General features: G+C 66.4%; 27 protein-coding genes and 1 tRNA gene. 13 read left to right on the plus strand and 15 right to left on the minus strand.

The features are described from left to right. Window positions 1-4: 4 nt before the first annotated feature. Window positions 5-89: transfer RNA gene (locus ACIBW7_RS40565), tRNA-Leu, on the minus strand. A gap of 156 nt (window positions 90-245) precedes the next feature. On the opposite strand from ACIBW7_RS40565, the gene ACIBW7_RS40570 reads away from it, so the two are divergent. Then, entirely contained in the window at window positions 246-602 is a 357-nt protein-coding gene (locus ACIBW7_RS40570) for a winged helix-turn-helix transcriptional regulator (RefSeq protein ID WP_397056179.1), read from the plus strand. A gap of 4 nt (window positions 603-606) precedes the next feature. Here the strand turns inward: ACIBW7_RS40570 and ACIBW7_RS40575 are convergent, their stop codons facing one another. Continuing rightward, complete coding sequence (locus tag ACIBW7_RS40575) at window positions 607-1,482, minus strand: lysophospholipid acyltransferase family protein (RefSeq protein ID WP_397056026.1); 876 nt, start codon at window positions 1,480-1,482, stop codon at window positions 607-609. 182 nt (window positions 1,483-1,664) lie between these two features. Between ACIBW7_RS40575 and ACIBW7_RS40580 the strand changes: the two genes are divergently transcribed. Together ACIBW7_RS40580 and ACIBW7_RS40585 are read left to right on the plus strand one after the other, a co-directional pair. Next, window positions 1,665-3,026 (plus strand): M20/M25/M40 family metallo-hydrolase, encoded by a 1,362-nt coding sequence (locus tag ACIBW7_RS40580; protein WP_364348263.1) that lies wholly within the window; start codon window positions 1,665-1,667, stop codon window positions 3,024-3,026. Between the two features lie 18 nt (window positions 3,027-3,044). After that, window positions 3,045-3,581, plus strand: coding sequence for a YbhB/YbcL family Raf kinase inhibitor-like protein (locus ACIBW7_RS40585; protein WP_397056028.1), 537 nt, complete (start codon window positions 3,045-3,047; stop codon window positions 3,579-3,581). 54 nt (window positions 3,582-3,635) lie between these two features. Here ACIBW7_RS40585 and ACIBW7_RS40590 read toward each other — a convergent pair whose 3' ends face one another. The 4 genes from ACIBW7_RS40590 to ACIBW7_RS40605 all read right to left on the minus strand — a co-directional run bounded on the left by ACIBW7_RS40590 (window position 3,636) and on the right by ACIBW7_RS40605 (window position 9,688). Further along, the gene (locus ACIBW7_RS40590) at window positions 3,636-5,468 is read right to left on the minus strand and encodes an AMP-dependent synthetase/ligase (RefSeq protein ID WP_397056030.1); all 1,833 of its coding nucleotides are present in this window, start codon (window positions 5,466-5,468) and stop codon (window positions 3,636-3,638) included. 182 nt (window positions 5,469-5,650) lie between these two features. Continuing rightward, complete coding sequence (locus ACIBW7_RS40595) at window positions 5,651-6,463, minus strand: GTP cyclohydrolase II (protein ID WP_397056032.1); 813 nt, start codon at window positions 6,461-6,463, stop codon at window positions 5,651-5,653. Window positions 6,464-7,028: 565 nt separating this feature from the next. Continuing rightward, complete coding sequence (locus ACIBW7_RS40600; protein ID WP_397056034.1) at window positions 7,029-8,039, minus strand: GTP cyclohydrolase II; 1,011 nt, start codon at window positions 8,037-8,039, stop codon at window positions 7,029-7,031. A gap of 143 nt (window positions 8,040-8,182) precedes the next feature. Continuing rightward, on the minus strand, window positions 8,183-9,688 hold the full coding sequence (locus ACIBW7_RS40605; protein ID WP_397056036.1) for a PfkB family carbohydrate kinase: 1,506 nt from the start codon (window positions 9,686-9,688) through the stop codon (window positions 8,183-8,185). A gap of 463 nt (window positions 9,689-10,151) precedes the next feature. On the opposite strand from ACIBW7_RS40605, the gene ACIBW7_RS40610 reads away from it, so the two are divergent. From ACIBW7_RS40610 to ACIBW7_RS40620, 3 genes are read left to right on the plus strand one after another with little or no spacing between them, the layout of a single operon-like run. Next, window positions 10,152-10,439: a hypothetical protein gene (locus tag ACIBW7_RS40610; RefSeq protein WP_397056038.1), complete on the plus strand. Its 288-nt coding sequence runs from the start codon at window positions 10,152-10,154 to the stop codon at window positions 10,437-10,439. Further along, complete coding sequence (locus ACIBW7_RS40615) at window positions 10,436-10,720, plus strand: hypothetical protein (protein ID WP_397056040.1); 285 nt, start codon at window positions 10,436-10,438, stop codon at window positions 10,718-10,720. Before ACIBW7_RS40610 ends, ACIBW7_RS40615 begins: the two co-directional genes overlap by 4 nt. Then, window positions 10,717-11,109 carry a hypothetical protein gene (locus ACIBW7_RS40620; RefSeq protein WP_397056042.1) on the plus strand — a complete coding sequence of 131 codons (393 nt, stop codon included), beginning with the start codon at window positions 10,717-10,719 and terminating at the stop codon, window positions 11,107-11,109. Before ACIBW7_RS40615 ends, ACIBW7_RS40620 begins: the two co-directional genes overlap by 4 nt. 48 nt (window positions 11,110-11,157) lie before the next feature. On the opposite strand, the gene ACIBW7_RS40625 is transcribed toward ACIBW7_RS40620, so the two are convergent. The 4 genes from ACIBW7_RS40625 to ACIBW7_RS40640 all read right to left on the minus strand — a co-directional run bounded on the left by ACIBW7_RS40625 (window position 11,158) and on the right by ACIBW7_RS40640 (window position 14,649). Beyond that, entirely contained in the window at window positions 11,158-12,144 is a 987-nt protein-coding gene (locus tag ACIBW7_RS40625; RefSeq protein ID WP_397056044.1) for a PfkB family carbohydrate kinase, read from the minus strand. 120 nt (window positions 12,145-12,264) lie between these two features. After that, window positions 12,265-13,341: a quinone-dependent dihydroorotate dehydrogenase gene (locus ACIBW7_RS40630; RefSeq protein ID WP_397056046.1), complete on the minus strand. Its 1,077-nt coding sequence runs from the start codon at window positions 13,339-13,341 to the stop codon at window positions 12,265-12,267. Window positions 13,342-13,345: 4 nt separating this feature from the next. Then, window positions 13,346-13,591, minus strand: coding sequence for a DUF5703 family protein (locus tag ACIBW7_RS40635; RefSeq protein WP_040691094.1), 246 nt, complete (start codon window positions 13,589-13,591; stop codon window positions 13,346-13,348). Continuing rightward, window positions 13,591-14,649, minus strand: coding sequence for a YncE family protein (locus tag ACIBW7_RS40640; RefSeq protein ID WP_397056048.1), 1,059 nt, complete (start codon window positions 14,647-14,649; stop codon window positions 13,591-13,593). Before ACIBW7_RS40640 ends, ACIBW7_RS40635 begins: the two co-directional genes overlap by 1 nt. A 154-nt stretch (window positions 14,650-14,803) precedes the next feature. Here ACIBW7_RS40640 and ACIBW7_RS40645 point away from each other — a divergent pair, with 154 nt between their 5' ends. The 3 genes from ACIBW7_RS40645 to ACIBW7_RS40655 are packed head-to-tail and all read left to right on the plus strand — an operon-like array spanning window position 14,804 to window position 17,788. Continuing rightward, the gene (locus ACIBW7_RS40645) at window positions 14,804-15,160 is read left to right on the plus strand and encodes a hypothetical protein (protein ID WP_040691095.1); all 357 of its coding nucleotides are present in this window, start codon (window positions 14,804-14,806) and stop codon (window positions 15,158-15,160) included. Beyond that, complete coding sequence (locus tag ACIBW7_RS40650; RefSeq protein ID WP_397056050.1) at window positions 15,161-15,694, plus strand: hypothetical protein; 534 nt, start codon at window positions 15,161-15,163, stop codon at window positions 15,692-15,694. Then, window positions 15,695-17,788 carry an MMPL family transporter gene (locus tag ACIBW7_RS40655; RefSeq protein WP_397056052.1) on the plus strand — a complete coding sequence of 698 codons (2,094 nt, stop codon included), beginning with the start codon at window positions 15,695-15,697 and terminating at the stop codon, window positions 17,786-17,788. A gap of 61 nt (window positions 17,789-17,849) precedes the next feature. On the opposite strand, the gene ACIBW7_RS40660 is transcribed toward ACIBW7_RS40655, so the two are convergent. The 5 genes from ACIBW7_RS40660 to ACIBW7_RS40680 form a co-directional block, all read right to left on the minus strand. Further along, on the minus strand, window positions 17,850-18,692 hold the full coding sequence (locus tag ACIBW7_RS40660) for a heme ABC transporter ATP-binding protein (RefSeq protein ID WP_397056181.1): 843 nt from the start codon (window positions 18,690-18,692) through the stop codon (window positions 17,850-17,852). A gap of 358 nt (window positions 18,693-19,050) precedes the next feature. Continuing rightward, the gene (locus ACIBW7_RS40665) at window positions 19,051-20,124 is read right to left on the minus strand and encodes a FecCD family ABC transporter permease (RefSeq protein WP_397056183.1); all 1,074 of its coding nucleotides are present in this window, start codon (window positions 20,122-20,124) and stop codon (window positions 19,051-19,053) included. Window positions 20,125-20,162: 38 nt separating this feature from the next. After that, window positions 20,163-20,291 (minus strand): hypothetical protein, encoded by a 129-nt coding sequence (locus ACIBW7_RS40670; protein WP_397056054.1) that lies wholly within the window; start codon window positions 20,289-20,291, stop codon window positions 20,163-20,165. Window positions 20,292-20,464: 173 nt separating this feature from the next. Further along, entirely contained in the window at window positions 20,465-21,502 is a 1,038-nt protein-coding gene (locus tag ACIBW7_RS40675) for a hemin ABC transporter substrate-binding protein (protein ID WP_397056056.1), read from the minus strand. 28 nt (window positions 21,503-21,530) lie between these two features. After that, a complete protein-coding gene (locus tag ACIBW7_RS40680; RefSeq protein WP_397056058.1) occupies window positions 21,531-22,508 on the minus strand; it encodes an aldo/keto reductase in 978 nt (325 codons plus the stop codon). A gap of 237 nt (window positions 22,509-22,745) precedes the next feature. Here ACIBW7_RS40680 and ACIBW7_RS40685 point away from each other — a divergent pair, with 237 nt between their 5' ends. The 4 genes from ACIBW7_RS40685 to ACIBW7_RS40700 all read left to right on the plus strand — a co-directional run bounded on the left by ACIBW7_RS40685 (window position 22,746) and on the right by ACIBW7_RS40700 (window position 25,889). Next, on the plus strand, window positions 22,746-23,675 hold the full coding sequence (locus tag ACIBW7_RS40685; RefSeq protein WP_397056185.1) for an undecaprenyl-diphosphate phosphatase: 930 nt from the start codon (window positions 22,746-22,748) through the stop codon (window positions 23,673-23,675). A 16-nt stretch (window positions 23,676-23,691) separates the two neighbouring features. Continuing rightward, the gene (locus tag ACIBW7_RS40690) at window positions 23,692-24,435 is read left to right on the plus strand and encodes a histidine phosphatase family protein (protein ID WP_397056060.1); all 744 of its coding nucleotides are present in this window, start codon (window positions 23,692-23,694) and stop codon (window positions 24,433-24,435) included. 83 nt (window positions 24,436-24,518) lie between these two features. Then, the gene (locus ACIBW7_RS40695; RefSeq protein WP_040691105.1) at window positions 24,519-25,103 is read left to right on the plus strand and encodes a DUF3090 domain-containing protein; all 585 of its coding nucleotides are present in this window, start codon (window positions 24,519-24,521) and stop codon (window positions 25,101-25,103) included. A 3-nt stretch (window positions 25,104-25,106) separates the two neighbouring features. Continuing rightward, window positions 25,107-25,889, plus strand: coding sequence for an SCO1664 family protein (locus tag ACIBW7_RS40700; RefSeq protein ID WP_397056062.1), 783 nt, complete (start codon window positions 25,107-25,109; stop codon window positions 25,887-25,889). Window positions 25,890-26,012 lie beyond the last annotated feature (123 nt).

The following is a 26,012-nucleotide window of genomic DNA, read 5'->3' on the forward strand; positions in this document are numbered from 1 at the left end:
TAGGTGTCCGGAGGGGGACTTGAACCCCCACGCCCGATAAAGGGCACTAGCACCTCAAGCTAGCGCGTCTGCCATTCCGCCACCCGGACCGGTGTGCTCAGCAAGGTTATCGGATGTGGCGGCGTTGACCAAATCGCGGGTTTAGCTGGTAATTCCCGGTGTTGCGCGCTCGCCTTGTCCGAGCTGGCGACGAGTACCTACTATTTGAGCCAGTACTTACCGATACGCATGTGGGACAGGTAGCGATGGGTGCCAAGAGATCCGGACCGTACTTCTGCGGCATCGACGCGGCGATGGATGTAGTGGGCGGGAAATGGAAGGCGCTGATCCTGTGGGAGTTGGCGAATCACGGCGTGCGTCGCTTCGGTGAACTGCGCAAGGGGCTGCCCGGCGTCTCGGAGAAGATGCTGATCCAGCAGCTGCGGGAGCTGGAGGAGGACGGCATCGTCGATCGCGAGATCTATCGCGAGGTCCCGCCGAAGGTCGAGTATCGGCTGACCGAATTGGGCATTGCCCTCAATGCGGCGCTGGAGCCGCTGGGGGTGTGGGGCCGCGATCGCATCGACCGGATCGGCGCCGGGCGCGTCCACCTGCCCACGTGAGGGCTCATCCCAGGATCGGCAGCGTCCGTTCCTCGGCCAGCCGCGACAATGCCTCCTGCATGATCCCGGTGACGTACTCGTAGCCGCGATCCACATCCAGCTCCGGCCCCGATATCTCGTGCAGGTCGATCGGCGGAAGGAATTCGACGGTCACTTTCGTGGGCAATGGAATATGCCCGGCGAGGTCGCTGACATTCAGCCCCCACGGCAGCGCCAGCGAAATCGGGAACACCTTCAACCGCAGTGTCCGATCCAGGCGTAGCAGCCGCGCTATCCGGTCGCCGCGGGTGAGCATGAGGGCGTTCTGCTGGGCGCCGTAGTTCACGAACGGCACGATCGGTACGTGTTCGTCCCAGGCCAGTCGGAGGAATCCGGTGCGTCCGGCGAAATCGAGCCGGTCCTCCTCCCAGGTCGGGCGGTGCACCTCCCAGTCGCCGCCGGGATACACCAGCACCGCCGCGCCACTGCGTAGCGCGGCCTTGGCGCTGTCGGGATCGGCTGCCACCGTGCCGAAGCGGGACAGGAACGAGCCGAGGAACGGCACGGCCATCACCAGATTGTGGGCGAGTTGGTAGAAGGGGCGCTCGGGTCCGAAATAGTGCGCGAACGCGAGGGTGGTCACGAATGCCTCGGGCGAGACATTGCCGCCGGAGTGGTTGCCGACCAACAGTATCGGTCCGTCTTCGGGTATCTGCTCCATCCCACGCACCTCGGCGCGGAAGTACGCGCGGGCCAGTTGCCAGGACGGTTCGACGGCGCAGGCGATGAAGGCGGGATCCCGGTCGCTCATATCCGCCTTGGGAACCCGCGCTCGCACCTGCCTCGCGACCCATTCGGACGCGCTGTCGAGCGGCAGCAATGGCAGGTTCGGGAACTTCATGGGCACGGCTTTCCGGTCAAGGCTTCGACCGAGACATACCCCGCAATGCCGCGACCACACCGCACCCGCGATTGCGATCAGCGTGAATCGACCCGCGATTGCGCATCTCGCGACCGTGGCGGGTGCCGTCCGATAACAGCCGCGGTGCCCTGCGGGCGGTGTCAGGTGGTAGGAAAGGGTACGTGTCTGCAACTGGCGAAGTATCCGGTCCGAACACCACATCTCGTGCCGTGTCCGAGGTGGTCGAATTGGTCAGTACGCTGATCCGGTTCGACACTTCCAACACCGGGGATCTGGCCACCACCAAGGGTGAGCGCGAATGTGCGCAGTGGGTGGCCGATCAGCTGCATCAGGCGGGGTACACGACCGAGTACGTGGAGTCGGGCGCGCCGTGTCGCGGGAATGTGTTCGCGCGGTTGAAGGGGGCCGATTCGAGCCGCGGCGCGCTGCTGATCCACGGGCATCTTGATGTGGTGCCCGCCGAGGCCGCGGACTGGAGTGTGCACCCGTTCTCGGGTGCGGTGCGCGACGGCTATGTGTGGGGGCGTGGCGCGATCGATATGAAGGATATGGTCGGCATGATGCTGGCCATCGCGCGCCAGTTCAAGATCGAGGGGACGGTGCCGCCGCGCGATATCGTCTTCGCCTTCCTCGCCGATGAGGAGAACGGCGGCAAGTGGGGTTCGCAGTGGCTGGTGCAGAATCGGCCCGACCTGTTCGACGGGATCACCGAGGCGGTGGGGGAGGTCGGTGGCTTCTCGCTGACCGTGCCGCGCCCGGACGGCACCGACCGTCGGTTGTATCTGGTGGAGACCGCTGAGAAGGGGCTCGGCTGGATGCGGTTGCGGGCCAAGGCCCGTGCCGGTCACGGTTCGTTCCTGCACGAGGACAATGCCGTCACGATTCTGGCCGCCGCGGTGGCGCGCCTGGGCAAACACACGTTCCCCCTGGTGCTTTCGGATTCGGTCGCCGAATTTCTGGCCGCGGTCGCCGAGGAGACCGGCTTGGAGTTCGATCCGTCGAGTCCCGATATCGAGGGTCAGCTCGCGAAGTTGGGCACGATCTCCCGCATCATCGGCGCGACACTGCGCGATACCGCGAATCCGACCATGCTGCAGGCCGGTTACAAGGCGAATGTGATCCCGCAGACCGCCGAGGCGGTCGTCGACTGTCGCGTGGTGCCGGGGCGGCAGGCCGCATTCGAGCGTGAGGTGGACGAGCTGATCGGCCCGGATGTCGAGCGCGAGTGGATCACCAAACTCGATTCCTACGAAACGACATTCGACGGACATCTCGTCGACGCGATGAACGACGCCATTCTCGCCCACGACCCGCAGGGCCGGACCGTGCCCTACATGCTCTCCGGCGGTACCGACGCAAAGGCCTTCGCCCGCTTGGGTATTCGCTGCTTCGGTTTCGCACCGCTGCAGCTGCCACCGGAATTGGACTTCACGGCACTCTTCCACGGTGTCGACGAGCGGGTTCCGGTGCAGGCACTCGAATTCGGCACCCGGGTGCTGGAACACTTCCTGTTGAACAGCTGACGATCGAAAGGACCCACCGTGCCCGACTACTCTTACAACCCGTACGACGCGCTGCCCGAGGTGCCAAGCTTCACGGTGACCTCGGAGGATGTCGCCGATGGCGAGAGCTTCGGCAACGATCAGGTCAGCGGCGTATTCGGCGCGGGCGGCAAAGATGTCTCGCCGCAGCTGTCCTGGTCCGGATTCCCCGCGGAGACAAAGAGTTTCGCGGTCACTGTCTACGATCCGGATGCACCGACTGCCGCCGGTTTCTGGCACTGGGCGGTGGCCAACATTCCGGGGAGCACCACCTCGCTGCCACGCGGAGCTGGTAGTGAGGGCGGTGTCCTGCCCGAGGGTGCGGTCACATTGCGCAATGACGGCGCGTTCCCGGGATTCGTCGGTGCGGCGCCACCGGCCGGACACGGGTACCACCGCTACTTCATCGTCGTGCACGCGGTGGATGTGGAGCGCTTGGAGATCGACGAGAACGGCACACCCGCCTTCCTCGGCTTCAACCTGTTCTCGCACACCGTGGCCCGCGCCACCATCGTCGCCAAGTACGAGGTCGCTTAGCATCTGCCGGGAAAACGACTGTGGCCCTGAGCTTTTGCTCAGGGCCACCGATCGTTACGAGACGTTCACCACCGATTCGGGCAGCGGCGTGGTGTACAGCGAGGCGATCTCCTCGGCGTACTTCGCCGCGATCGGGTTGCGCTTGAGCTTCATCGTCGGGGTCAGCTCGTCACCGCCCGGCTCCCACGGCTTGCCGACCACGGTGAACCGTTTGATCTGCTCGACCCGCGACAGCTTGCGGTTACCCGCGACGACCGCGGCCAGCACCTCGTCCAGGATCTCCTTGCGGGTGGCCAGCGCGGCCAGATCGTCGGCGGGCGCGTCGAATTCCTTGGCCCGGATGGCGGCGGTGTCCGGATCGAGCACGATCAGCGCGGAGATGAACGGTTTGGCCTCACCGATCGCCACCACCTGACCGACCAGCGAGGAGGCCCCCTTGACCACGTTCTCGATATTGGTCGGGGAGATGTTCTTGCCCGACTCGTTGATGATCAGTTCCTTCTTGCGATCCACGATGCGCACATAGCCGTCGGCATCAATGGTGGCGACGTCACCGGTGGCCAGCCAGCCGTCGGCATCGAGCGCCTCCTTGGTCTTATCGGGCTGCTTGCGGTAGCCCGGGGTGACGATCGCGCCACGCACCAGCAGTTCACCGTCCTCACCGAGCCGTAGCTCGAGGCCCTCGACGGCCCGGCCGACCGAACCCGGCCGCGGCTTGGCCAATTCGGTGTAGGTGGCCACGCCGGTGGTCTCCGACATGCCCCACACCTCGCTGACGGTCAACCCGAGACCGAGGAAGTATTCGAGGGTTTCGGCGGGGATCGCGGCGGCGCCGGAGGCGGCGACCTTGAGGTTGTCCAAGCCGAGGGCTGCTCGCAGCTTCGACAGCACCAGCGCGTCGGCGACCTTGTACTGCGCGGCGAGCACCGGGCTGCGGCCCTTACCCGCCAGATCGGCGCGTGCGGCCGCGATACCGGTATTGATGGCCCAGTTCGCCAGCGCCTTCTTCACCGGGCTCGCTTCGGCGGCCAGCTTGCCATCGATACCTGCCTTGATCTTCTGCCACACCCGGGGCACACCGAAGAAGGCGGTGGGGTGTGCGTCGGGCAGCGCGGCGGCGATCTCGCGCGGATCCGGTACGCAGGTGATCAGGATGCCGGTGAGCAGGCTGATGGCATGGCCGGAAATGCGGTCGGCGACGTGGGCGGCGGGCAGGTAGGAGATGGCGCGGTCGTCGAAGCCGACCGGCAGTGGGCCGTTGACCAGCGCGATGATCTGGGCCAGCACATTGCGGTGGGTGATCTCCACCCCCTTGGACGGGCCGGTGGTGCCCGAGGTGTAGATCAGCGTGGCGAGATCGTCGGGGGTGACTGCCTGCCAAGCGGCATCGAAATCGAAGTCCGCGGCCGGATTCGCCTCGAGGTCGGCCAGGCCGACCGTATCGGCGGCCGGACCGTCCACCACCACGATGTGCGCGAGCTCGACGCCCGCGCCCTTGATCACGTCGAGGAAGGCGCGCTCGGTGATCACCACCTTGTTCTCCGCATTGGTGAACAGATGCTTGATCTGCTCGGGAGAGCTGGTGTTGTAGATCGAGAACGGGGTGGCGCCCAAATGCAGTGCGGCCGTGTCGATCAGATTGAACTCGGGCCGGTTGGTGAGCATGATGCCGACGCTGTCGCCGTGGCCGACACCCAGGCCGGCCAACCCCGCTGCCAGCGTGCGCACCCGCTCACCGTATTCGCGCCAGCTGATCTCCGTGGTACCGCCGACCGTCCGCAACGCGACCTGATCCGGTCGTAACTTCACGGTCTCCTGGAATGCTTCCGGCACCGTGTACACCGCCTTGCCGGACTCGTGCGCGAAACCGATTTCTGTTGTCGTCATCTTCCCGTTTCCCGATATCTCTGGCGTGAACCGCGCCCGGCGCGACCGCATGGTTTCCACGCGGTTCGAGAGCCGCTGCTCCTGATAAATTGCAAGCGACTCTATCTCATCGTGTCACGCGGTGGGATAGCACCGTGTGGCGCGGCTCACTCATGGTAGCCAGATCGGGGTAATCGTGTCCGTTACTTGGACGCGGGCAAATCAGACCCCTTATCGCGGCCCCACGGCAGATTCGCGCCCGGCAGCCAGATCCGGCGGAGCGTGCTGGGCCGCACTTTGACGCGGACGCGCCGAACCGTGTGGCGTCTGCGCAGTGCGGGCCCGAGCCGCGACCAGGCGCGCAAGAAACGGTCGTGTCGTTCGGGTATGGGTTCCACGCACGGTCCGGACAGCACATCCCACGACGGAAGCAAGTGTCCGCGTCGGCGACGTTTTGCGTCGAGATATAGGGCCGCCTCTCGGCTCAATGGTTTGGTATGCAACGGCACCCTGTCGACCGTCACCCCGGTCGATCGCAATTCATCGACCTTCGCGGGATTGTTCGTGAGTAGCCGCACCTTCGTCAGGCCGAGATCCTGCAAGCTCTTGGCTGCATGGAGGTAAGTGCGGCTGTCCGCAGGAAACCCGAGACGCTCATAGCTCGCGAACGTGTCGATCTTGCACACCTCGCTCTCCCGGTGGCCGAGCGCCTTGGCTATCAGTCCACTGCCTCGGCCCTCTTGTTCCAGGTAGATGAGCACGCCGCCGCCGTCGGCCCAGATCAGGTCCAGCGCCTTGTCCAGCTCCGGCCCACAGTCACAATTCTGCGAGCCGAGCGCGTCGCCATACAGGCACCGCGAGTGGATCCGGACCAGACAGCCATCGGTGACCTCACCGTAGACGAGCACATGCCCGTTGTCGCCGCCGCCGGCCACTTCCATCACCCGAACTATCAGAGTCTGCCCCTTGCGGGTGAATCGATGCGCGGTGTCATCGAGAGTGCCCGAGTTGTCCACCGTGTGACCTCCGTTTTTCCGCGACCCGGATACGTAGCCTGGCGTCCTTGCCCGATCGCGGCGCCATGGCAGCGGCAGCTGCCCACAGCGGCTGGGTTGCACGAGGTCGATCGAGCCGACATCGGTTTGCGCACGCCACCGATGCCCGTACCGTCTGGAGGCCCGAGATGCCTTGGCTCACAGACGAAAGCGCTGGCCGGTCGCGGCAGTGCTTCGATATCGGTCACCCCGAGCAGATGGAGTGGAAGATCATCGACCGGCTGATCCGAATAGTACTGCGCCGCACCCGAACCAGACCCTGTGGCCCGTATCACAGCTGCGAAGAATTTGCGAATGTGGCTGTACGCCTAGCCGAATAAGCAGCACTCATCCCGGGGAAGGCCACGGCTGCGTGCTGGTTTACGCACAGTCTGTTCCGGGACCGCTGCTCGGTTGCCCGACGGTCGAGGAGTGTGATTCACCGGGTGATCACGGCAGGGCTGAGAGCCGACGGACACCACTGCCGCGCAGCGCTCCCTGGCTCGCCGATGAGCCCGGTGGTCTTGTGTCCGTGTTGTTTTCGCGGCTACGAGCTGGGTTGGTCGGCGCCGGCATGGGCTAGAGCGCGACCGCGTCGGCGGCCGGTGCGGCGTGGTGTTGCGTGGCGCGGTCCTCCTGACACGGAGAAATCACCGAGTGTCTCGACCTGATTCGGACGGGCGCAGCGTGGCTGCTCGACATCGACCGCGGGCGGCCGCATTGTCGGGCGCAGGCGTCGAGACGGTCGGTAGGCAGCGTGCGCGTCGGGCCACGTGCACAGGCTCAGCACGACCAATCCCGTGACAGCCGAGATCGCCGCGACGCCGAAGTATCCGAGCAGGGCACAGGGGATTGCCATCACTGGAATCGCCAGAGAGGCCGCCCGGGTGCGGGCTCGCCGGTCCCACCTGACGTGCTCGACGGTCGAGACAGCCAGGAGCCTCGGGATTTGGTGTCCACGATGACGGCGTTTGGCCTGGAGATACTTTCGGGCCCGCTCGCTGCGCGGCCAGGTGTGCAGCGGCACTCTGGTCACTGCAAGTCCAGCTCGTTCGAGCGGTTCCACCTTCTCGGGATTGTTCGTGAGCAGTCGTACCGAAGTGAGCCCGAGTTCGCGTAGGCATTGGGCGGCCGACTCGTAGGATCGCGAATCAGCGCTCAGCTCCAGTCGTGCATAACTGGCGAAGGTGTCGATGTCGAACCGATCGCTGGTCTGTAGCCCGCGCGCCTTGTTGATCAGCCCGGCGCCGCGGCCCTCCTGCTCCAGATAGATCAGTACACCCGCGCCCTCGTCCTGAATCATGTCCATGGCCATATCGAGTTCGGGACCGCAGTCGCAGTCATCGGAACGCAGTGCGTCACCGTAGAGGCAGCGGGAGTGGATCCGGACCAGACAGCCATCGCTGATTTCCGGGGATCCAGCTGTTGCCTGCCCGAAAACCAGTGCGTGCCCGCCGTCGACCTGGTGCCGTATCGGCACGATGCCGACCTGGAGTTCGCGACCCCGGCGGGTCAAGCGGTGCCCGGTCTCATCGAGGCTAGCCGCCGCTTCGGTCACGCTGGTCCTCCGATACATGGGATGAACTTGCAGGTGATGTGGCCTCGCCGGTCGCCGTGACGTCCACCCGATGACGGGGTGCTCGCCAATTTACACACCGATCGATTACCCGCGTCGGCGGGGCCACGACGCATCGTAAGCGTTCAGCCTGTGGTTGGCTCGCCAGCGGCGAGTTGGACGATCCGATCGATATTGTGTGCCCTTGGCATTGCGTCAGGCACATCGCCGAATGACTGGGTCGCGACCATTGCCGCAGTGGCCCAACGGAATACCTGTTTGTCGACCGGTCCGGCGGCGCCGACGAGTTTGCGCGCGAGCGCGGCCGAGAACGCGGCCGCCGCTCCCGGTGAGTCGGCGAGCGCGACGGCGAAGTCGGCGATGCGGGTGTTGACGGCATCGGACCGCACCGTGCAGTGGAAGCCATCGATCACACACACCGCTCGAACGCCCAGGATGCGTAGCCGTTGTGCGATGTTCTCGGCCGAGCCGATGTCTTCCCCGGGCAGCATCTTGACGAGTTCTCCCGTGGTGCCGATCAGATAGTCGACCGTGTCGAGATAGCCGTACAGATACTGAGGGCTTTCGATCGCCGGTGTGGCATTCAGCAGCAGTAATGGACGCGGGTTCAGGCCGCGGATGGTGGCCATGATCCGCTCGACGACATCGATCGGATGTTCGAAGGTCAGCAGCACCGCGTCCGATGCGGCCAGAGCGGCGCGCACTTCCGGATCGCGCGGGTCGTGGGTGCCAAGCCGGATCCGCTCATCCTTACAGCTGATATAGCTCGAAGTGCCTGTGCTGGTGATCATCACCGCCGTCACTTGCGTCTGCGCCCCATCGACCTCCTTGACCAGTCGGGTGTCGACGTTCTCGGTTTCCAGATAGTTGCGGATGTATTTGCCCGCATCGTCAGCGCCGACCGCGGAGATCAATCGCGACTGAAGTCCCAGCCGTGCCGCTGCCACCGCACGATTGAGCCCCTTGCCGCCCGCGTGCATCTCGAATCCGCCCGGCGTCGACTTGCCCGCCGCTGGAATCTGCCCGATGCGATATATGTGATCGATCACCGAGTCCCCGATGACTGTGACAACGCCGCGTTGCGGCTGCGAATCCGGCAGTGTCACCAGCGCTTTCGGCTCGGGCGTGAACCGATATCCGGATCGTCCCGCGTAGGTCGACGCGGCCACGAGTTGTCCCGCCAAGGCGGTGAACGCCCGTCGCTCGGGTGTCGCCCGCAGGGAACGCACGCTCGGCGGGGAAGTGATGTCGTTTGCCCCGACCATGCGATGCAACAGTTCCCACTCCGCGGTGAGATACTCGCGCCGCTCACCGAGATCGGCCGCGTAGAGGCGGGTCAGATCGATTCCGTGCGGCGGCTTTTCGCGTAGGAGCCCCAGCGACAACTCGGCGTCGGCGATCAACCGGTGCGTCGGCGCCAATTGCCGGGCGAGATCACGAATTACCGGCAGAACGGCCTGCTCCAGCGAGATGCCCTCACGGTCCGCTCGCTCTTTGACAACGGGCAGATCCAGCAGGGGAGCAACGTCGATTTCCGTGGTGCGCAACCGATCCGCACTCAGACCCGAGCGCTTGCTGAGCCTGGTGAGGATGTTGCGGATGGCAACCGTGCGTGAGTCCTGCTGGACCATAGGCGGGCCTGTCCTCCATGACGCTGCGATCGTTCCCTGTGCCACTCTCACGATATGCCAATCGTCCGGGGTTTAGCCGTCGAGCGAACCGGCAATTACCAACTTACAACGGCAATTGACCGTAGTGAATGGCAAATGCCACACTGAGTTACGGCGACCAAGTGTCGTCCGCCAGATGACTCGGGAGGGCCTGGTGATGAGAGTGATTCTGCTGATACGGCACGCACGGCGGCGCGGGGAGCCAAGGGCCGGCGGTACCGAAACCGAGCTCGCTCCCAACCGCGCCCAGGTCTAGGTGAACGAATCGAGTTCGCCGGTAAGACATTTCACCCGATCAAGCCGACTTCGTCGCCTGCTCCATCCGACAGCAGCGAGCCCCGGCTGACCGCGGCGCAGCGGTCGACCGGGGCTCAGTGCACCCAAAATGCGGTCGGCGACAGCTCTGGCACCCCTGGAGACAGCCGTGACGATCTACGAATGCAGCCGGTCGATGACCAGCAGCGTCACGCCCGACGAATGGGCGTGGCGGGCAGAGCGCGATGAACCGGCATGGCGATTGAGCTGGATACCCGACCAGCTGACCCATGAACAGGCCTGGGCCGGAATGCAATTGCAGGAGATTCTGAGCCACCCGGACCCAGCATCGGACCACGACGCGCACGCGCGGGCATTAGCCGATCAACTCGGTATCACCGTGCGGCAGGCACTGCACACGCTGCACCAACGGATGCTCGACAGGAGGCATTCGTGACCATCTACGTAACTCACTGGTCGATGACCAGCGATCTCACCGCGGAGTCGGCCTACCGGCTCGCGGACAAGTGGGCCAAGTCGTGGCGGCTGAGCTGGCTGCCCGAACGGCTGCTGACGCGGGAACAGGCTTTGGCGGGAATGGATCTCGCGGAGATCTTCAGCACCCAGGAATTCCGGCACGACTCGACGGTTCACGCACGAGCCTTCTATTGCGCCGGCCAGATCGGAATACCCCTCGAGCTCATCGGGCTCGAATTGCGACACCGGAGGCACCCATGACCGTCGACACCACCGACTGGACCATGATCAGCGATATCACCCCCGAGTCGGCATACCGCCAGACCGGGTCGGGGGCGGCGGTCTGGCGACTGAGCTGGCTGCCGGATCGGCTGCTGACCCGCGAGCAGGCGCTGGCGGGCATGGAACTCGACGAGATCCTCAGCGATCCGGACATCGTGCACGATCGGCATGCCCACGCCGATGCGGCCATTCTGGCCGGGCGGGTCGGCATCGTCTGGGAGCAGGCGGTGATCCTGCTGTCGAAGCGGATACTGGCTCGGCTACGCCAGCGTCCCAACGGAATTCAGGACGACCCGGCGGACTGCGAATCCGCGGGGCACTCCCGGATGTCGCTGCACGCAGACCGGACACCATGGGTGTTCCGATAGCGTGCGGCGCCGCGAGGCATCGGCCGCCGGGAGGGAAGGCGGCCGATGTCATCGCGGCGCGGGATGCCTGGCCACGATCTCATCGATCGTGGCGGCAGTCGGCATACCGTCCGGTACCGGCCCCTCCACCGAGGTGGATGCCATCGCGGCAGTTGCCCAGTAGTAGTCCGGGCTGGTGGCGGGCCCCTCGGTCAGCAACAGCCGATACGCCAGCGCGGCACCGAATGCAGCACCACCGCCAGGTGAATCTCCTTGTCGCGCTGCTAGATTCGCAGGCAGGTCGAGGTTCGCCGTGTCGGATCGGACGCGGCACGCGAGGTGCTCGACCGCGCAGACACTACGCACACCGTGCGCGCGTAACCACGGTGCGACCGACGAGTCGAAATCCGAATCGCGCGTGCCTGCGAAGGCACCGAGTTCCCATGGCGCCCCGATCAAATAGTCGATCGCGTCGAGGTGCCGATGCAGGGCGCGGGGCGCGTCGACCGGCGGCGCGGCGTGCACGATCAGCACAGGCGCAGGCCGCAGGCTCTGGACGGCGACCAGTACCTGATCGATCACCGCGATCGGCTGCTCGAACGTCAGCAACACCACATCGGCGGCGGTCAGTGCATCACCGATGTGCGCTACATCGGGCACGATTCCAGCCTCACGACAACCAATGGTGGTGGTCACGCCCGCTTCGGTGACCACCACCATGGTGATTGCGCTCGGCACGCCGGGCACGACGCGCACCTGCTCGGTATCCACCTGCTCGTCACGCAGATAGGCCAGGATCCGCCCGCCCGCCTCGTCGTCGCCCACCGCTGAAATCAGTCGCGATTGCAGGCCGAGTCGCGCCGCGGCGACAGCGCGGTTCAAACCCTTGCCACCGGGATGCGCTTCGAAGCGGCCGTGCGCTTCCGGCCCTGCGGCCGGAACGTGATCGACACGATAAATGTGATCGCTTACGGCGCCCCCGACGACGGTGACGACGCCGTGAGGAGCACGTGAGCTAGCCGGTTCGGCATCCGTTCCCAGGTCGTCCGGGACCATGCGCCGCCCCCTCTGGGTGCTGCATTCGATATGTCTTGCCGCACACCAGCTTAGGCTGCGCACGCGCGAAATGGCATGTCTCGCAACAATACATCGGCCGCACGAAACGACCGGTCGGGATCAGGTCCGTGCGACGTGATCCGCGCCGACTGCCTCGGCGATGGAGTGGTAACCGGCTTCGCGCAGTCGCTGGGCGATACCGCGGTGGATATGGCGCATCCAGAACGGGCCGCCGTAGATGAAACCGGTGTAGCCCTGCAGCAGAGTGGCCCCGGCGAGGATGCGCTCCCAGGCCTGGTCGGCGGTTTCGATGCCGCCGACCGAAATCAGCACCAGACGGTCGCCGACACGGCGGTAGAGCCGGCGCAGCACTTCCAGGGAGCGCTCGGCGACCGGGGGCCCGGACAGGCCACCCGCGCCCATGGCCGCGACCTCGGCGGCATCGGTGCGCAGGCCGTCGCGGCGGATGGTGGTGTTGGTGGCGACGATCCCGGCCAGGCCGAGTTCGACCGCGAGATCGGCGACGGCATCGACATCGTCGTCGGACAGGTCGGGGGCGATTTTCACCAGCACCGGGACCTCGACGCTGTCGAGGACGGCCTGCAGGACCGGGCGCAGGGATTCGACGGCCTGCAGATCCCGCAGGCCGGGGGTGTTGGGCGAGCTGACATTGACGACGACGAAGTCGGCCAGCGGCCCGAGCAGCGATGCGCTCACCGCATAGTCGGCTGCGGCGTCGGCGGGTTCGACGATTTTCGTTTTACCGATATTCGCGCCGATCGGGACCCCGCCGCGGCGGTTGCGCAGATGTTCGGCCGCGGCGGCGGCGCCATGATTGTTGAAACCCATCCGGTTGATCAGACCGTGGTCGGCGGGCAGCCGGAACAGCCGCGGTGCGGGATTGCCAGGCTGGGCCTGCGCGGTGACGGTGCCGATTTCGGCGAATCCGAACCCCAATGGCGCCCAGGCGTTCACACCGTCGGCGTTCTTGTCGAATCCGGCGGCCAGCCCGAGCGGCGCCGGGAAGTCGATGCCGAAGGCATGGTTGTGCAGGATCGGATCGTCGGTGCTCAGCGCTCTGGTCATCGCCCAGCGCGAGGGTGCGAACCGGGCGGCCAGCCGCATGGCCGTGAACGCCAGATGGTGGATGCGTTCCGGCGGCAGCAGGAACATCAGGCGCAGCAGCAGTGAATACATGGCCTCACATTCCCGGTTCGGGCTGGGGTAGTAGTGCGGTTTTTCGCCGCCGCAGCAGCACCCGCCTGCTGCCGTCGGTGTAGGCGCGCACCCGCGACAGTTCCCAGCCGCCGAATTCGGCTTGGATGGCCAGCCGCATCGACGCCGTCACCCGGGTCACCTCCGGTGGGAGCCGCAGCGGCACGTATTCGTAGTCGTCACTGGTGGTTTCCCAGCTCGCCGGTAGCGCTGCGCGTGATTGTGGCGCCATCACTGCCCTTTCTTCCGCTGGTCCGCGCGGATCCGTTGCAGACCGTCGCCGGTCGCGGAACCGACGAACAGGTCACCGGTGCGCTCGTCGATGGTCACCGAGTTCGGCTGTCGAACCGTCGGATAACGGCCCACCTCTTTCGGTATACCCGTCGACAGGTCGAATCCGGCGACTTCGTTGCTCTGGGTACACGTCACCCACACGGTGTCGGACCGCTGATCGTAGGCAAGCGCGTAAGGCGACGATCCTACCGGGAATCGCTGCCGCAGCACGAGCGGTCCGGCAGTGTAGACCAGCAGTTCGTCACCCGCAGTGTCGGTGACGATGATCCGGCCGAACGGGTCGGTGATCAGATTGGTTGCGCCGTCACCCGCGCGCAGTGCCAGGCCGAGGCGGTCTTTGCCGAGATCGAGCTGGGTGAGCGAGGTCTGGCGGCGGTCCAGGACCGAGACATGGTCGCCGGTGACGGCGAGTGCGTCGGCGGAGGCGAGCCCGGAAATGGTTTCGGCGACCTTGCCGTCGGGGGACAGCTCGCGCACCTTGCCGTCCGCGGTGCCGACGAACATCGTGCCGTCGTCGCGATAGCGCACCGATCTGGCATCGCCGTCGACAGGCACCTCGGTGGTGACGCCGGAGGTGATATCGAGGCGCATGATCCGGTGGTCGCCAGGGATCAGCAATTCCCCCGGCCTGCCCTGCGCCAAGCCGACACCGTGGGCGGGCAGCAGGAGGGTACGCATCGCCACGTCCGGCGCGCCGGTGGGATCGACGCGGGTGAACGTCGCGGGGTCGATGACGAACAACATCGTGCCGGCGTCGTGGCTCGCCTCGAGCGCAACCAGTTGTCCGGTGCCCGCCTCGGCGAACAGTCCACCGACCGGGTTGTCGAGCCCCCACACATCCCCGGCGGGTTGCGCGCTCCGCTCGGGTGCGACAGCAGCGGTGGCCGCGGGGCGCGTCTGCAGCTTGTCGCTATCGGAATCGGAGGAACATCCGGCCATCAGCGCCAGCACCGCCACACCCGCGAGCGCTGCGGGCAGCGAACCATGTGGGCGCATCCACCGAACTCCTTACTACGACGAATCATCCGCTACCGCACCATCTGACCATGATGGCGCACGTGACCGGCCTACCGGGGTCGTCGGTGACGGAGAATGTCGGTAATCGGGGTTACGGTTGACTCGAAACAATGTCCAATTCAGGGAGATCCGGTTGAAAGCCGACCATCCATCGGGATTTGCCATCGATGACATAACCGTTGGTCCGTTTGCTCACGGATTCGGCACCACGGCCGATGGCAGGCCCTACGCCTTCCGCACCGTGCGCTCCACCGTGGTGCTGGAGATCTACCGCGCCGACCTCGACAGCGATGTACCGGGACCGGAGGATGTGGTCGCCGTCGCGCAGGCCCGCGCCACCGATATCGACCTCGACGACGAACGCAGTGTCGTGGCACTGGTGCGCGACATGATTCCGGACGCGGAACCGGTCGAGGCGGTCCCGGACCGTGACATGACAACTGTGCGGGCCCTGCTGGGCCGGATCAGTTCAGTCATAGATGGTATGTAGATGGTGATGCCAACCACACGATTCGTCCGTTCCGCGCTGACCGCGGCCACCCTCGTCACGGTGGCCGCGGCGTGCAGCACCGGACCGGACGAGGCCTCGGTCGATGCCGCGCGTTCCTCGGCCAACGCCTCGCTCTCGTCCTCGATCGCGGCCTCCTCGAGCGCCGCGCACCGGCCGCTGCCTACGGCCGCCGAATTGGATGCGCAGATCAAACGCGCCCTGGATCCGGCGCTGCCCGACTCCGAGCGCACCGACCTCATCGAGGACGGCGAGGCCTTCCGCGACGCCATCCCGGATATGTACCGGGCACTGCAGGACAATCCACGCGCCATCTACGGCGTCACCGACCCGGTCTTCGACAACCGCGACGGCACGCTGACCGCGACCATGCGGCTGGACAAGGACGGCAGCGGTACCGCGGTCCGCACCACCGTCGTGCATTTCGTGCTGCTCGACGGCAAGTGGAAGATCTCGCGCACCGATCTGTGCGGCATTCTGCGCTCGGCCGACTACCGCACCGCGGCCTGCGGCTAGATGATCGAATCCGGCTCGCTGCGGTGGGGACGTCTCATCCACCGCCACCGTTATCTGGTGCTGGGCACAGCCATTGTCGTGGTGCTGCTCTCGGGCTGGTACGGCCGGGACCTGGCGGGCCGACTGACCCAGGAGGGCTGGTTCGACGAGAGCAGTGAATCGGTGGCAGCCGCCAAGATCGCCGATGCCACCTTCGGTCGCGATACCGACAGCGACATCATCCTGCTGTACACCGCACCCGAGGGTATGACCGTCGACGACCCGACAGTGCGTGCGGCAGTGACGAATTCGCTGAAGCAACTGCTGGCCCGTCACCCCGACCGGATCCTGAAGATCGACAGTTATTGGGACAGCCCCTTCGCCGCGCAGGCCACCGACGCCTCGCACACCCACGCCTTCGCCAGCGTCGGATTGCGCGGGGAAGGTACCGCGACGGTCGAGAACTACACCGCGATCAAGGGTGAGCTGGGTGCCGGTCGCGCGGGCGGTGGCCCCGGCGGCACCACGGTGCAGTTGGCCGGGCTGCAGCCGATTGTCGAGGGCATCAATCAGGGCATGCAGGACGATATTCGCCGCGCCGAGATCATCGCGCTGCCGATCGTGGCGATCCTGCTGTATTTCGTATTCGGCGGGGTGGTCGGGGCATTGCTGCCGGTGCTGATCGGCGGGATGACGGTGCTCGGCACCCAGGGCACCATCCGGATGCTCACCGATCACATCGAAGTGAACGTCTTCGCCAGTGCGGTGGTCACGTTGGTGAGTCTGGGGTTGGCGATCGACTACGGGCTGTTCACGGTGACCCGGTTCCGGGAGGAGTTGGCCGCCGGGCACAGTGTGGAGGATGCGACGGCGCGCACCGTCGCCACGGCCGGGCGCACCGTACTGTTCTCGGCCGCGATCATCGCGATCAGCTTGGCGGCGTTGTTCATCTTCCCGAACGGGGTGCTGCGGTCGGTGCCCTATGGCGGTATCAGTTCGGTGCTGCTTGCCGCGCTGCTGTCGGTGACAGCGCTGCCTGCGGTGCTGAGCATTGTCGGGCGGCGGATCGACCTGTGGGGTTGGCATCGGTTCTCGCGCACCAAGACCGAGGCGCAGATCGACGCCGGATTCTTCTCCCGGTTGGCGACGCGGTCGATGCGGCGGCCGTGGGCGGTGGTGGTGCCGATCGTGCTCGGGCTGCTCGCACTGATCGTTCCGATTCGCAATATCGAGTTCGGCGGGATCAGTGAACGGTATCTGTCCGAGGACAATCCGGCGCGGGTCGCGCAGGAACGGTTCGACGAGTTGTTCCCGAGTTTTCGCACCGAGCCGATCAAGCTGGTGGTGGTGGGCGCGAATCCGGAGCAGCTCAGCGATATCCGCTACGAAGCGAGCCGGATTCCCGGTCTGACGGGCCGTTTCGAACCGGGTGCGCCGACCGAGGACGGGATCAATGTGCTCAACGCCGGTCTCGCCGACAAGCGCAATGCGGATGCGGTGATCGATGCGTTGCGGGCGATTCCGGAACCTTCCGGCGTGGACATCATGGTGACCGGGGTGCCCGCGCTCGAGCGCGACAGCATCAACGGATTGCTCGTGCGACTACCGTTGCTGGTCGGTCTCCTGGCGGTCGCGGCGTTGGTGATGCTGTATCTGGCATTTCGATCGATTGTGTTGGCGCTCAAGGCCGTTTTGATGAGCGCATTGAGTCTGGCCTCCACACTGGGCGTGCTCACCTGGGTGTTCGTCGAGGGGCACGGGGCCGGGATCTTCGACTTCACGCCGGGGCCGCTGATGTTCGCGGTGCTGGCGCTCATCGTGACGGTGGTGTTCGGGTTGTCCACCGACTATGAGGTGTTCCTGTTGTCGCGGATGGCCGAGGCGCGCGCGGACGGCGCCTCGCCGCCGGAAGCCATCCGTTACGGCATAGCCCATACCGGCGGCGTAATCACCTCTGCCGCAGCGATTCTCATCGTGGTGACCGGTGCGTTCGGCTTCTCCGATCTGGTGTTGATGAAGTACATCGCCTACGGCATGATCGCGGCGCTGGTCCTGGACGCGTCCGTGGTCCGCATGCTGTTGACGCCCGCGGTGTTGAAGCTGATCTGGCGTTGAATGGCTGCTCAGCGGGCGAGAGGATCGAGAATGGCTGTGCTCGAGGGCGCGAACCTCGGGGTCAGCGGCGGACGGGCAAGACCAGTTGGGCACCGGTTACCGGGTGGTTGAGGACTTCGACGGGGTGTTCGTAGACGCGGGTGAGGAGTTCGGTGGTGAGGACCTTGCGGGGTGGGCCGTCAGCGGCGATGCGGCCGGATTCCAGGACCGCGACTCGGTCGGCGTAGGCGGCGGCGATACCGAGGTCGTGCAGGACGACGACAACGGCGGCGCCCGCGGCGGCGCGGGCAGTGGCCAAGCGCAGCACCGCTTCTTGATGGCCGAGGTCGAGTGCCGCGGTTGGTTCGTCCAGTAGCAGTGTTCCGGTGTCCTGGGCCAGGACACGGGCCAGGGCGACGCGGGCGCGTTCACCACCGGAGAGCGTCGGAAATGCCCGGGCGGCAAGGTGTTCCACGTCGGCGGCGGTCATCGCGGCGGCGATCCGTTCGTCATCGAGGTCGCGACGCTCGGTCCGCACCCACGGCGCACGCCCCATGGCGACGACCTCACGAGCGGTGAACGGGAATCCGACAGTGTGACTCTGCGGCAATACCGCCCGGCGCCGCGCCATATCCAGATGCGACCAGTGGCCCAGTGCCCGCCCATCGAGTTCGATCGTGCCCTCGCTCGGCTCCAACTCACCCGCGAGCGCCGCGAGCAACGTCGACTTGCCCGCTCCGTTCGGCCCCACCAACGCCACGATCTGGCCCGCGACAACGTCGAAGTCGACGGCTTCGAGGACCCGGCGCGTATGGGCTCCCGAAGCACCACGCCTGTCGATGCTCACTCCGCTGGCCCGAAGCGTCACCGCACCCCGCTCCGGCGGCACCGGCAACTCGTGTGTCCGTGCGAACACCGAACTCAATCCCTCCAGCACCCCGCTCACATCTCCGCCCCACCGACGGGCTCCGGCATGTACGCCCGGCCATCGCCGACGATCCTGCACGCCCCTTCGCTGATGATGCTGCCTCGCAGCGCCGTCGGATTCGGCATTCCGGCATGCACTGCCGGTTGGCCCGTCGGCGCTGCCCACCCGTCGACTCGGCGGTACTGGTTCGCGCCCACGTCACCGAAGGATCCGCACCCCTTATCTGAATCCGCACCTGGTGTGGGTGCCCACCAGTGGTGAGGGTGCGGAGAAAGAGTGCGAATCCTTCGAGGCAGGGGCGAGGCAGCGCGGCGTATGGGGTGCGGATCGGTTACGTCCCAGCCGAATTCGTGATTCATGCCCAACCCCCCGCGCGAGCACGCGTGCGGCGCAGGAGCCAGAAGAAGAAGGGGCCGCCGATGAGGGAGGTGAGCATGCCGAGGGGGAGGTCGGCGTTGTGAACCAGGGAGCGGGCGGCTACGTCGGCGGCGAGGAGCACGACCGCACCGACGATGGCGCTCAACGGGATGAGGATGCGGTGGGCGGGGCCGACGAGCATGCGGACCACATGCGGCACGATCAGTCCGACGAACAGCACGATGCCGGTGAAGGCGACGCCCGCCGTTGCGAGGACGGCGACCACCACGACGACGTTGCGCCGCAAGCGCTCCACATCGACACCCAGATGTCGGGCGGCGGATTCACCGAGGGCGAGCAGGTCCAGGCGGGGTGCGATGAGCACTGCGGCGAGAATCCCGAGAGCGGCCAGTGGAGCGACGACGTGCACCGCATCCCAGGTCGCTCCGTTGAGACTGCCCAACTGCCAGAACACGATCTGATCGCGGGCGGCCGGGGTCGCGATGAACAGCAGGAACGCGATCAACCCACCTGCGAAGGCATTGATCGCGACACCGGTGAGCACCAGCGTGACCACCTCGGTGCGCCCATTCGATCGCGACAGCAGATACACCAGCAATGTGGTCAACAGTCCTGCAGCGAATGCGGCCGCCGCCACCGACCACGCCGCCACGAACGCACCACCCACCACGATCACCGTGCCCGCACCGACCGCGGCCCCCGCCGACACTCCGATCACACCGGGTTCGGCGAGCGGATTCGCGAACACCCCCTGCAGCAATGCACCCGCTGTCGCCAATGCCGCCCCGACCAGGATCGCGAGCACCACGCGGGGAAACCGCACTTCCCACAGCGTCACCTCACCCGCCGGATGCGCGGGCATCGGCCCCCAGTCCAACCCGATCCGATGCAGCACACTGCCCGCGACCTCGGCGGGCGTCGTCGGCACCTGCCCGATCGCCGCGGACGCCAACGCCAACACCACCAGCGCCGCCAACGCCACGGCGAACACGATCGCGGTCCGCGACCACCTTCGCGACTTCGGCGCGACCGGATGCGGACTGTGCGGCATCGCCGAGTCGGTCGCGGTTGTCCCCGTGGCCCTTTCGTTCACACCCGCACCTGCCCGGTCGCCGCCACCACAGCGGACACGATCGCGGTGGCCGAGCGCACCCGCGACTTCGGCACAATCGGATGCGGATTGCGCTGTATCACCGAGTCGGCTGTTCCCGTGGTCATTTCGCTGACGCTCGCAGTCCCCGACGCTCGGCTCCGCTGTTCGCAAAGTGCGCTCGTGGTCCGCTCGCGCGTCACGGCACCGCTGCGATGTCCGGCCGCACATCCGCGAAGTGCCGTCTGCACTTCACCGACGTTCCCGAGCACAGCCCGATCGCCGCACCGTGACGCGCCGCTCATGCGGGCTCGGTGCCGTACACGGCCTCGCTGAGGGCGGCGATCACGCGGCCGGTGTTCGGGCCGAAACTCAAAACCACCGAGTCGGCCATATCGACCACGCGCTTGTTGCGCCCGGCGGGTGTCTGCGCGATGCCAGGAACCTTTTCCAGCCCATCGACGCCGCCGACCGACTTCAGCCCGTCCGACATCACCAACAGCACATCCGGTGCGGCCGCGATCATGGCCTCACTGGTGATCGCTACGAACGGTTCGGTCAAACCGGCCTCGGTGCCCGCATCGCGCGCACCGAGTGCGGCGATGAGGGCGTCGGCGCCGGAGCCGGGTCCGGCGAGCATGGTGATGGCGGTGCTGCGCAGGTAGAGGAAGGCGATGGTGAGGGGTTTGTCCTGTTCGGGCACCGCGGCACTGGCGGCGGCGATCTCGCCGCGGGTGCGCTGAGCCAGAGCTTGGCCGCGATCGGGTACGCCGAGTGCGGCGGCGACCGCCTCGATCTGTGGCACCACGCCGTTCATGGTGCGCTGCGGATCGAAATAGACGACCGTCACCCCGGCCGCGCGCAGTTGCTCGCGCACCTGCGGGGCAGCACTGGTGCTATCGGTGAGAAAGACCGAAGGACGCAGCGCCAGAACGGATTCCACGTTCAGCGAACCGCTGCCACCGGTCACGATGGGCAGATTCGCGACCGCGGGAAACCCGGCCGCGGTACTGCGCCCGACCAGTTTGGCGCCCATGCCCAACGCCCAGACCGTCTGCGCGAGCGTGCCGAAGCGGTCGGCGGCGATGATGCGGCCGGCGTCGGTGACCGTGACTTCGGCCCCGTCGAACGATCGGACGGTCGCGGGCAGCGTGGGTGTGGGTTCGGGCCCGATCGGCACCGGATCGAGGTTCTCCAGTTTCGCGGTGACCGGCCCGCGGCCGCCTCCGCTGGTGGCGTCGCTGTCGGTTCCGCAGGCTGAACCGACCAGCAGGGTCAATGCCAGCACGGCCAGGAGGGAACGCACCCCGCCGGATCGGACACGGTCGAGAAACCTCATGCAGGTAAGGCTAGCCTCCCTCATAGAATCATCCTGCCGCGCGTGCGCTGACATCGTCGAGCGCGGCCGCGATGGCACGCGGCAGTTCCAATGTCTCGGCGGCCAGCACCCCGGTGAGCTGCCCGATATCGCGCGCGCCGACGATCATGCTCGCAATGCCGGGACGGTCACGGATCCAGGCGAGGGCAACGGCCAATGGTGAGGTGGCCAGCCCGTCGGCGGCGGTCACCAGCGCCTCGACCACCCGGGTCGCGTGCTCGTCGAGCCGGTGCCGGATCTCGGCGGCGGTCGCCTCATCCGCACCGCGCGAATCGGCGGGCACCCCGTCGCGGTATTTGCCGGTGAGAATGCCCCCGGCCAGCGGCGCCGTGGCGATCAGCCCCACACCGTGATGTCGAGCAGCCGGAATGAAATCGGTTTCGGTATCACGGACCAACAGCGAGTACGGGGTCTGCGCGACAGTGACGGGCGCGACCGCGGCGAGGCTGGCGACCTGCCAGGCATTGAACCCGCGCGCACCGGCGTAGCGGACGCGCCCGGAGCGCACCGCGAATTCGAGAGTGGCGGCGACCTCATCGAGCGGGGTCGCCGGATCCCAGGCGGCGACATGCCAGATATCGAGATAGTCGGTACCCAGTTCGAGCAGTGTCCGATCGAGCTGGCGCAGCAGCGCGCGACGCGAGGTGTCCACGGCCGGACGCACCGGCTCCGGCTCGGGCACGGCCGACCCTGCGGGTGCGGGCGTCTTCCGCGGCGCGACACCCGCGCAGCCGCTGAGCACCAGATCGTCGCGGGAGACAAGATCGCCGAGCAGTTGTGCCAGGATCCGTTGTGCCGCACCGCCCGCATAGGCCGGGGAGGTATCGACCAGCGTGCCGCCGGCCTCGGCGAACGCCACCAACTGCACCGCCGCATCGTCGGTATCGGTATGCGCCCCCCAGGTGTGGGTGGCAAGTCCTATCCGGGACACCCGTAGGCCGCTGCGGCCGACCGTCCGCTGTTCCATCACCGTGTCCGCGCAATCGTCACGGCGCCAAGCCTAGAGTGTGGATACGCAACTCGACGCCCACCAGCACCGTGGGTCGCACGGTCGAGCCGGGCATGCCGTCGCCATCTCGACACTGTAACGTCGCTGCGTGATTGCGGCGGTGGTCACGGTGATGCGACCGATCGCCGGACCAATTGCCCAGTAGGAATACATATTTCGGGCGGAAGTGGAGGCTGGTTCGTGGTCGGCGAGTCGATGACCTGGGTACAGGCCTTGATACTTGGTCTAGTGCAGGGTCTCACGGAGTTTCTGCCGATCTCCTCCTCGGCGCATCTACGCATCGTGTCGGCGGTGTTCTTCGGCGATGACGCGGGCGCCTCGTTCACCGCTGTCACCCAGTTGGGGACCGAGGCGGCGGTGCTGGTGTTCTTCGCCAAGGACATCTGGCGGATCATCGTCGCGTGGTTCGGCGGGCTGCGCGATCGGCTGACCGAGCGTGGCCGGCCGGAGCTGCCGCTGCACGACCAGCCCACCATGCGCCTTCCGGTCATCACCGCTGATCACAAGCGCGTCCTGGACGAGCAGGCGCAGCGTGAACTCGACTACCGCATCGGCTGGTATGTGATCATCGCGACGATTCCGATCGGTGTGCTCGGGTTCCTGTTCAAGGATCAGATCCGCACCGGTGCCCGCAACCTGTGGTTGGTGTCGTTCATGCTGGTCGCGTTCGCGCTGATCATCGCGGCAGGTGAGTACTACGGACGCAAGATCCGCCCGATCGAGCAGCTGACCACCCGCGACGGTTTGATCATGGGTTTCGCGCAATGTCTGGCCCTGGTCCCGGGTGTGTCGCGTTCCGGTGCGACCGCGACGGCGGGTCTGTTCCTCGGGCTCGAGCGCGAAGCGGCCGTGCGGTTCTCGTTCCTGCTCGCCATTCCCGCTGTGACGGCGTCGGGCCTGTTCAGCCTGCCCGACGCATTCGAACCGGCGGGCGAGGGCCTCAATGCCAGCGGACCGCAACTGCTGGTCGCGACGATTCTGGCGTTCGTGGTCGGGTATGCCTCGGTGGCGTGGCTGTTGAAGTTCGTCGGCAAACATTCCCTGGACTGGTTCGTCGGCTACCGCATCGTGCTCGGGCTCACGGTCATGGGCCTGCTCGCGGGCGGAGTGGTGTCGGCGACATGATCGTTAGGCTGGTGCCATGACGGTGATCTTGCTGCGGCACGGTGTTTCGACCTCGAATACCGCCCGCACCCTGGCCGGGCGCAGCGCGGGCGTCGATCTGACCGAGTACGGCGATACCCAGGCCCGCGCCGTCGCCGAACGGCTCGCCGCGCTGCCGATCGAGCACATCGTGCACTCGCCGCTGCTGCGCTGTCAGCGCACGGTCGGACCGCTTGCGGAAAAGCTCGGTCTGGAACCGGAGTACGACGATCGGTTGATCGAGGTCGACTACGGCGACTGGACCGGCAAGGCGATCGCGGATCTGGTGACCGAACCGCTGTGGAAGGTGGTGCAGCGGCACGCCTCGGGCGCGGTCTTCCCCGGCGGCGAAGGCCTGGCGCAGGTGCAGATCCGTGCGGTGGCCGCGGTGCGCGAGCACGATCGACGGTTCGCCGAGAAGGCCGGTCACGATGTGCTGTGGGTGGCGTGCACGCATGGTGACGTGATCAAGTCCGTACTCGCCGACGCGCTCGGCCTGCATCTCGACGGTTTCCAGCGCATCGTGGTCGAACCCGCCTCGCTCAGCATCGTGCGCTACACCCCCACCGCGCCGTATGTGGTTCGGCTCAACGACACGGGGGCGGATCTGTCCGGTTTGGCAATCAAACCGCAACGGCCCGCCTCGGATTCCGGGGCGCCCGCAGAGCCCGAAGCCGGTCCGGTTCCCGGTGGCGAGCTAGGTGGCACCCCGAGTGCGGATAATGGGAATGCGGAGCTTTGAGATTCCTTGTAAACGAGTAGGTGGCGTGTTGCGGAGTCCAGCGCCGCGGGTAGTCGATCAGGGTCACGTATCAGGAGGTGCAGATGTCTCGCGCAATCCACGTATTTCGCACCCCCGATCGTTTTGTCGCCGGGACCGTCGGTGAGCCGGGCGATCGCGCGTTCTACCTGCAGGCCGTGCAGGAACCACGGGTGGTCAGCGTGTTGCTGGAGAAGCAACAGGTGAAGGTGCTCGCCGACCGGATGGGTCTGCTGCTCGACGAGGTCGCGCGCCGCTTCGGCGCCGAGGTGCCGCCGCAGGCCGAGGACATCTCCGACAGCGACCCGCTGGTGACCCCGATCGACGCCGAGTTCCGGGTCGGCACCATGGGCCTGGGCTGGGACGCCGATGCGGGCGCGGTGGTGGTGGAACTGTTGGCGATCACCGAAACCGAGGTCGACGAGTCGGTGGTGCTCGATGACACCGAAGAAGGCCCCGACGCGGTACGGGTGTTCCTGACCCCGATCCAGGCCCGGGAGTTCGCGTTGCGCTCCACCCGGGTGATCGCGGCGGGCCGGCCGCCGTGTCCGCTGTGTGGGGAACCGCTTTCGTCGCGCGGGCATATGTGTGTGCGAACCAACGGATACAAGCGCGGGGATATTTTCGGCGCGGCCGAGCTAGAGGAGTAGTCCGTGGCCGAGCCTCGGTGGCACACCGCGGAATTGACGGTGATCGGGCGGGTGACGACCGCGAGCAATGTCACCCTCGTCTGCGATACGGACGGCGTTCGCGTGGTCTACAAGCCGGTGCGCGGGGAGCGGCCGCTGTGGGATTTCCCGGACGGCACGCTGGCCGGGCGAGAGGTGGCCTCGTATCGGGTGTCGGATGCGCTCGGCTGGGGTGTCATTCCGGAGACGATCCTGCGCGATGGCCCCTACGGGCCGGGCATGGTGCAGCGGTGGGTGGAATCGGTGGACAACCACACCGATCAGGGCGACCGGCTCGATCTGGTGGATCTGGTGCCGTTGGGTGCGGTGCCGGACGGGTTCTGCGAGGTGCTGCGCGCCCAGGATCCGGGGGGTAACGAGGTGTCGCTGATCCATGCCGACGACCCGCGACTGCAGCGGATGGCGGTGCTCGATGTGCTGCTCAACAATGCCGACCGCAAGGGCGGGCATGCTTTGGAAGGTGTCGACGGGCAGGTTTACGGCGTCGACCATGGCATCTGCTTGCACAGTGAGCACAAGTTGCGCACCGTGCTGTGGGGCTGGGCGGGTAAACCCATCTGTGACGGATTCATGGCCGATATCGCCGCCTTCGCCAAGGAACTGCCCGGTTCGGTCGCCGATGATCTCGCACCGCATCTCACCGATGCGGAGATCGAGGCGCTCGCCGATCGTACGCAGGAACTGCTGGACAACCCGGTGATGCCGGTGCCGCGCACGTCGCGGCCGATTCCGTGGCCCGCGTTCTGAGCTGAGGTCGGCACAGCCCGGGATACTGTCCGCAGTCGCTTGCGATGTGCGTGCGGTGCCGTATTGCATCGAGTGTCGGCGCGCATGTGCTGCCCTGGTGGGATTACGGTTTCCGCTTTCCGG

This window comes from Nocardia sp. NPDC049526 (genome assembly GCF_044465765.1).
In the GTDB taxonomy this organism is placed as follows: Bacteria; Actinomycetota; Actinomycetes; order Mycobacteriales; family Mycobacteriaceae; genus Nocardia.

Coding starts and splice junctions, on each gene's coding strand:
- ACIBW7_RS40635 (WP_040691094.1), bottom strand. CDS start 13,591: ATGGCGCCACAATCACGCGCAGCGCTACCGGCGAGCTGGGAAACCACC.
- ACIBW7_RS40690 (WP_397056060.1), top strand. CDS start 23,692: ATGACGGTGATCTTGCTGCGGCACGGTGTTTCGACCTCGAATACCGCC.
- ACIBW7_RS40655 (WP_397056052.1), top strand. CDS start 15,695: ATGATCGAATCCGGCTCGCTGCGGTGGGGACGTCTCATCCACCGCCAC.
- ACIBW7_RS40670 (WP_397056054.1), bottom strand. CDS start 20,291: ATGACCACGGGAACAGCCGACTCGGTGATACAGCGCAATCCGCATCCG.
- ACIBW7_RS40685 (WP_397056185.1), top strand. CDS start 22,746: ATGACCTGGGTACAGGCCTTGATACTTGGTCTAGTGCAGGGTCTCACG.
- ACIBW7_RS40640 (WP_397056048.1), bottom strand. CDS start 14,649: ATGCGCCCACATGGTTCGCTGCCCGCAGCGCTCGCGGGTGTGGCGGTG.
- ACIBW7_RS40590 (WP_397056030.1), bottom strand. CDS start 5,468: ATGACGACAACAGAAATCGGTTTCGCGCACGAGTCCGGCAAGGCGGTG.
- ACIBW7_RS40675 (WP_397056056.1), bottom strand. CDS start 21,502: ATGAGGTTTCTCGACCGTGTCCGATCCGGCGGGGTGCGTTCCCTCCTG.
- ACIBW7_RS40695 (WP_040691105.1), top strand. CDS start 24,519: ATGTCTCGCGCAATCCACGTATTTCGCACCCCCGATCGTTTTGTCGCC.
- ACIBW7_RS40570 (WP_397056179.1), top strand. CDS start 246: ATGGGTGCCAAGAGATCCGGACCGTACTTCTGCGGCATCGACGCGGCG.
- ACIBW7_RS40650 (WP_397056050.1), top strand. CDS start 15,161: ATGGTGATGCCAACCACACGATTCGTCCGTTCCGCGCTGACCGCGGCC.
- ACIBW7_RS40620 (WP_397056042.1), top strand. CDS start 10,717: ATGACCGTCGACACCACCGACTGGACCATGATCAGCGATATCACCCCC.
- ACIBW7_RS40605 (WP_397056036.1), bottom strand. CDS start 9,688: ATGGTCCAGCAGGACTCACGCACGGTTGCCATCCGCAACATCCTCACC.
- ACIBW7_RS40665 (WP_397056183.1), bottom strand. CDS start 20,124: ATGCCGCACAGTCCGCATCCGGTCGCGCCGAAGTCGCGAAGGTGGTCG.
- ACIBW7_RS40625 (WP_397056044.1), bottom strand. CDS start 12,144: ATGGTCCCGGACGACCTGGGAACGGATGCCGAACCGGCTAGCTCACGT.
- ACIBW7_RS40630 (WP_397056046.1), bottom strand. CDS start 13,341: ATGTATTCACTGCTGCTGCGCCTGATGTTCCTGCTGCCGCCGGAACGC.
- ACIBW7_RS40575 (WP_397056026.1), bottom strand. CDS start 1,482: ATGAAGTTCCCGAACCTGCCATTGCTGCCGCTCGACAGCGCGTCCGAA.
- ACIBW7_RS40680 (WP_397056058.1), bottom strand. CDS start 22,508: ATGGAACAGCGGACGGTCGGCCGCAGCGGCCTACGGGTGTCCCGGATA.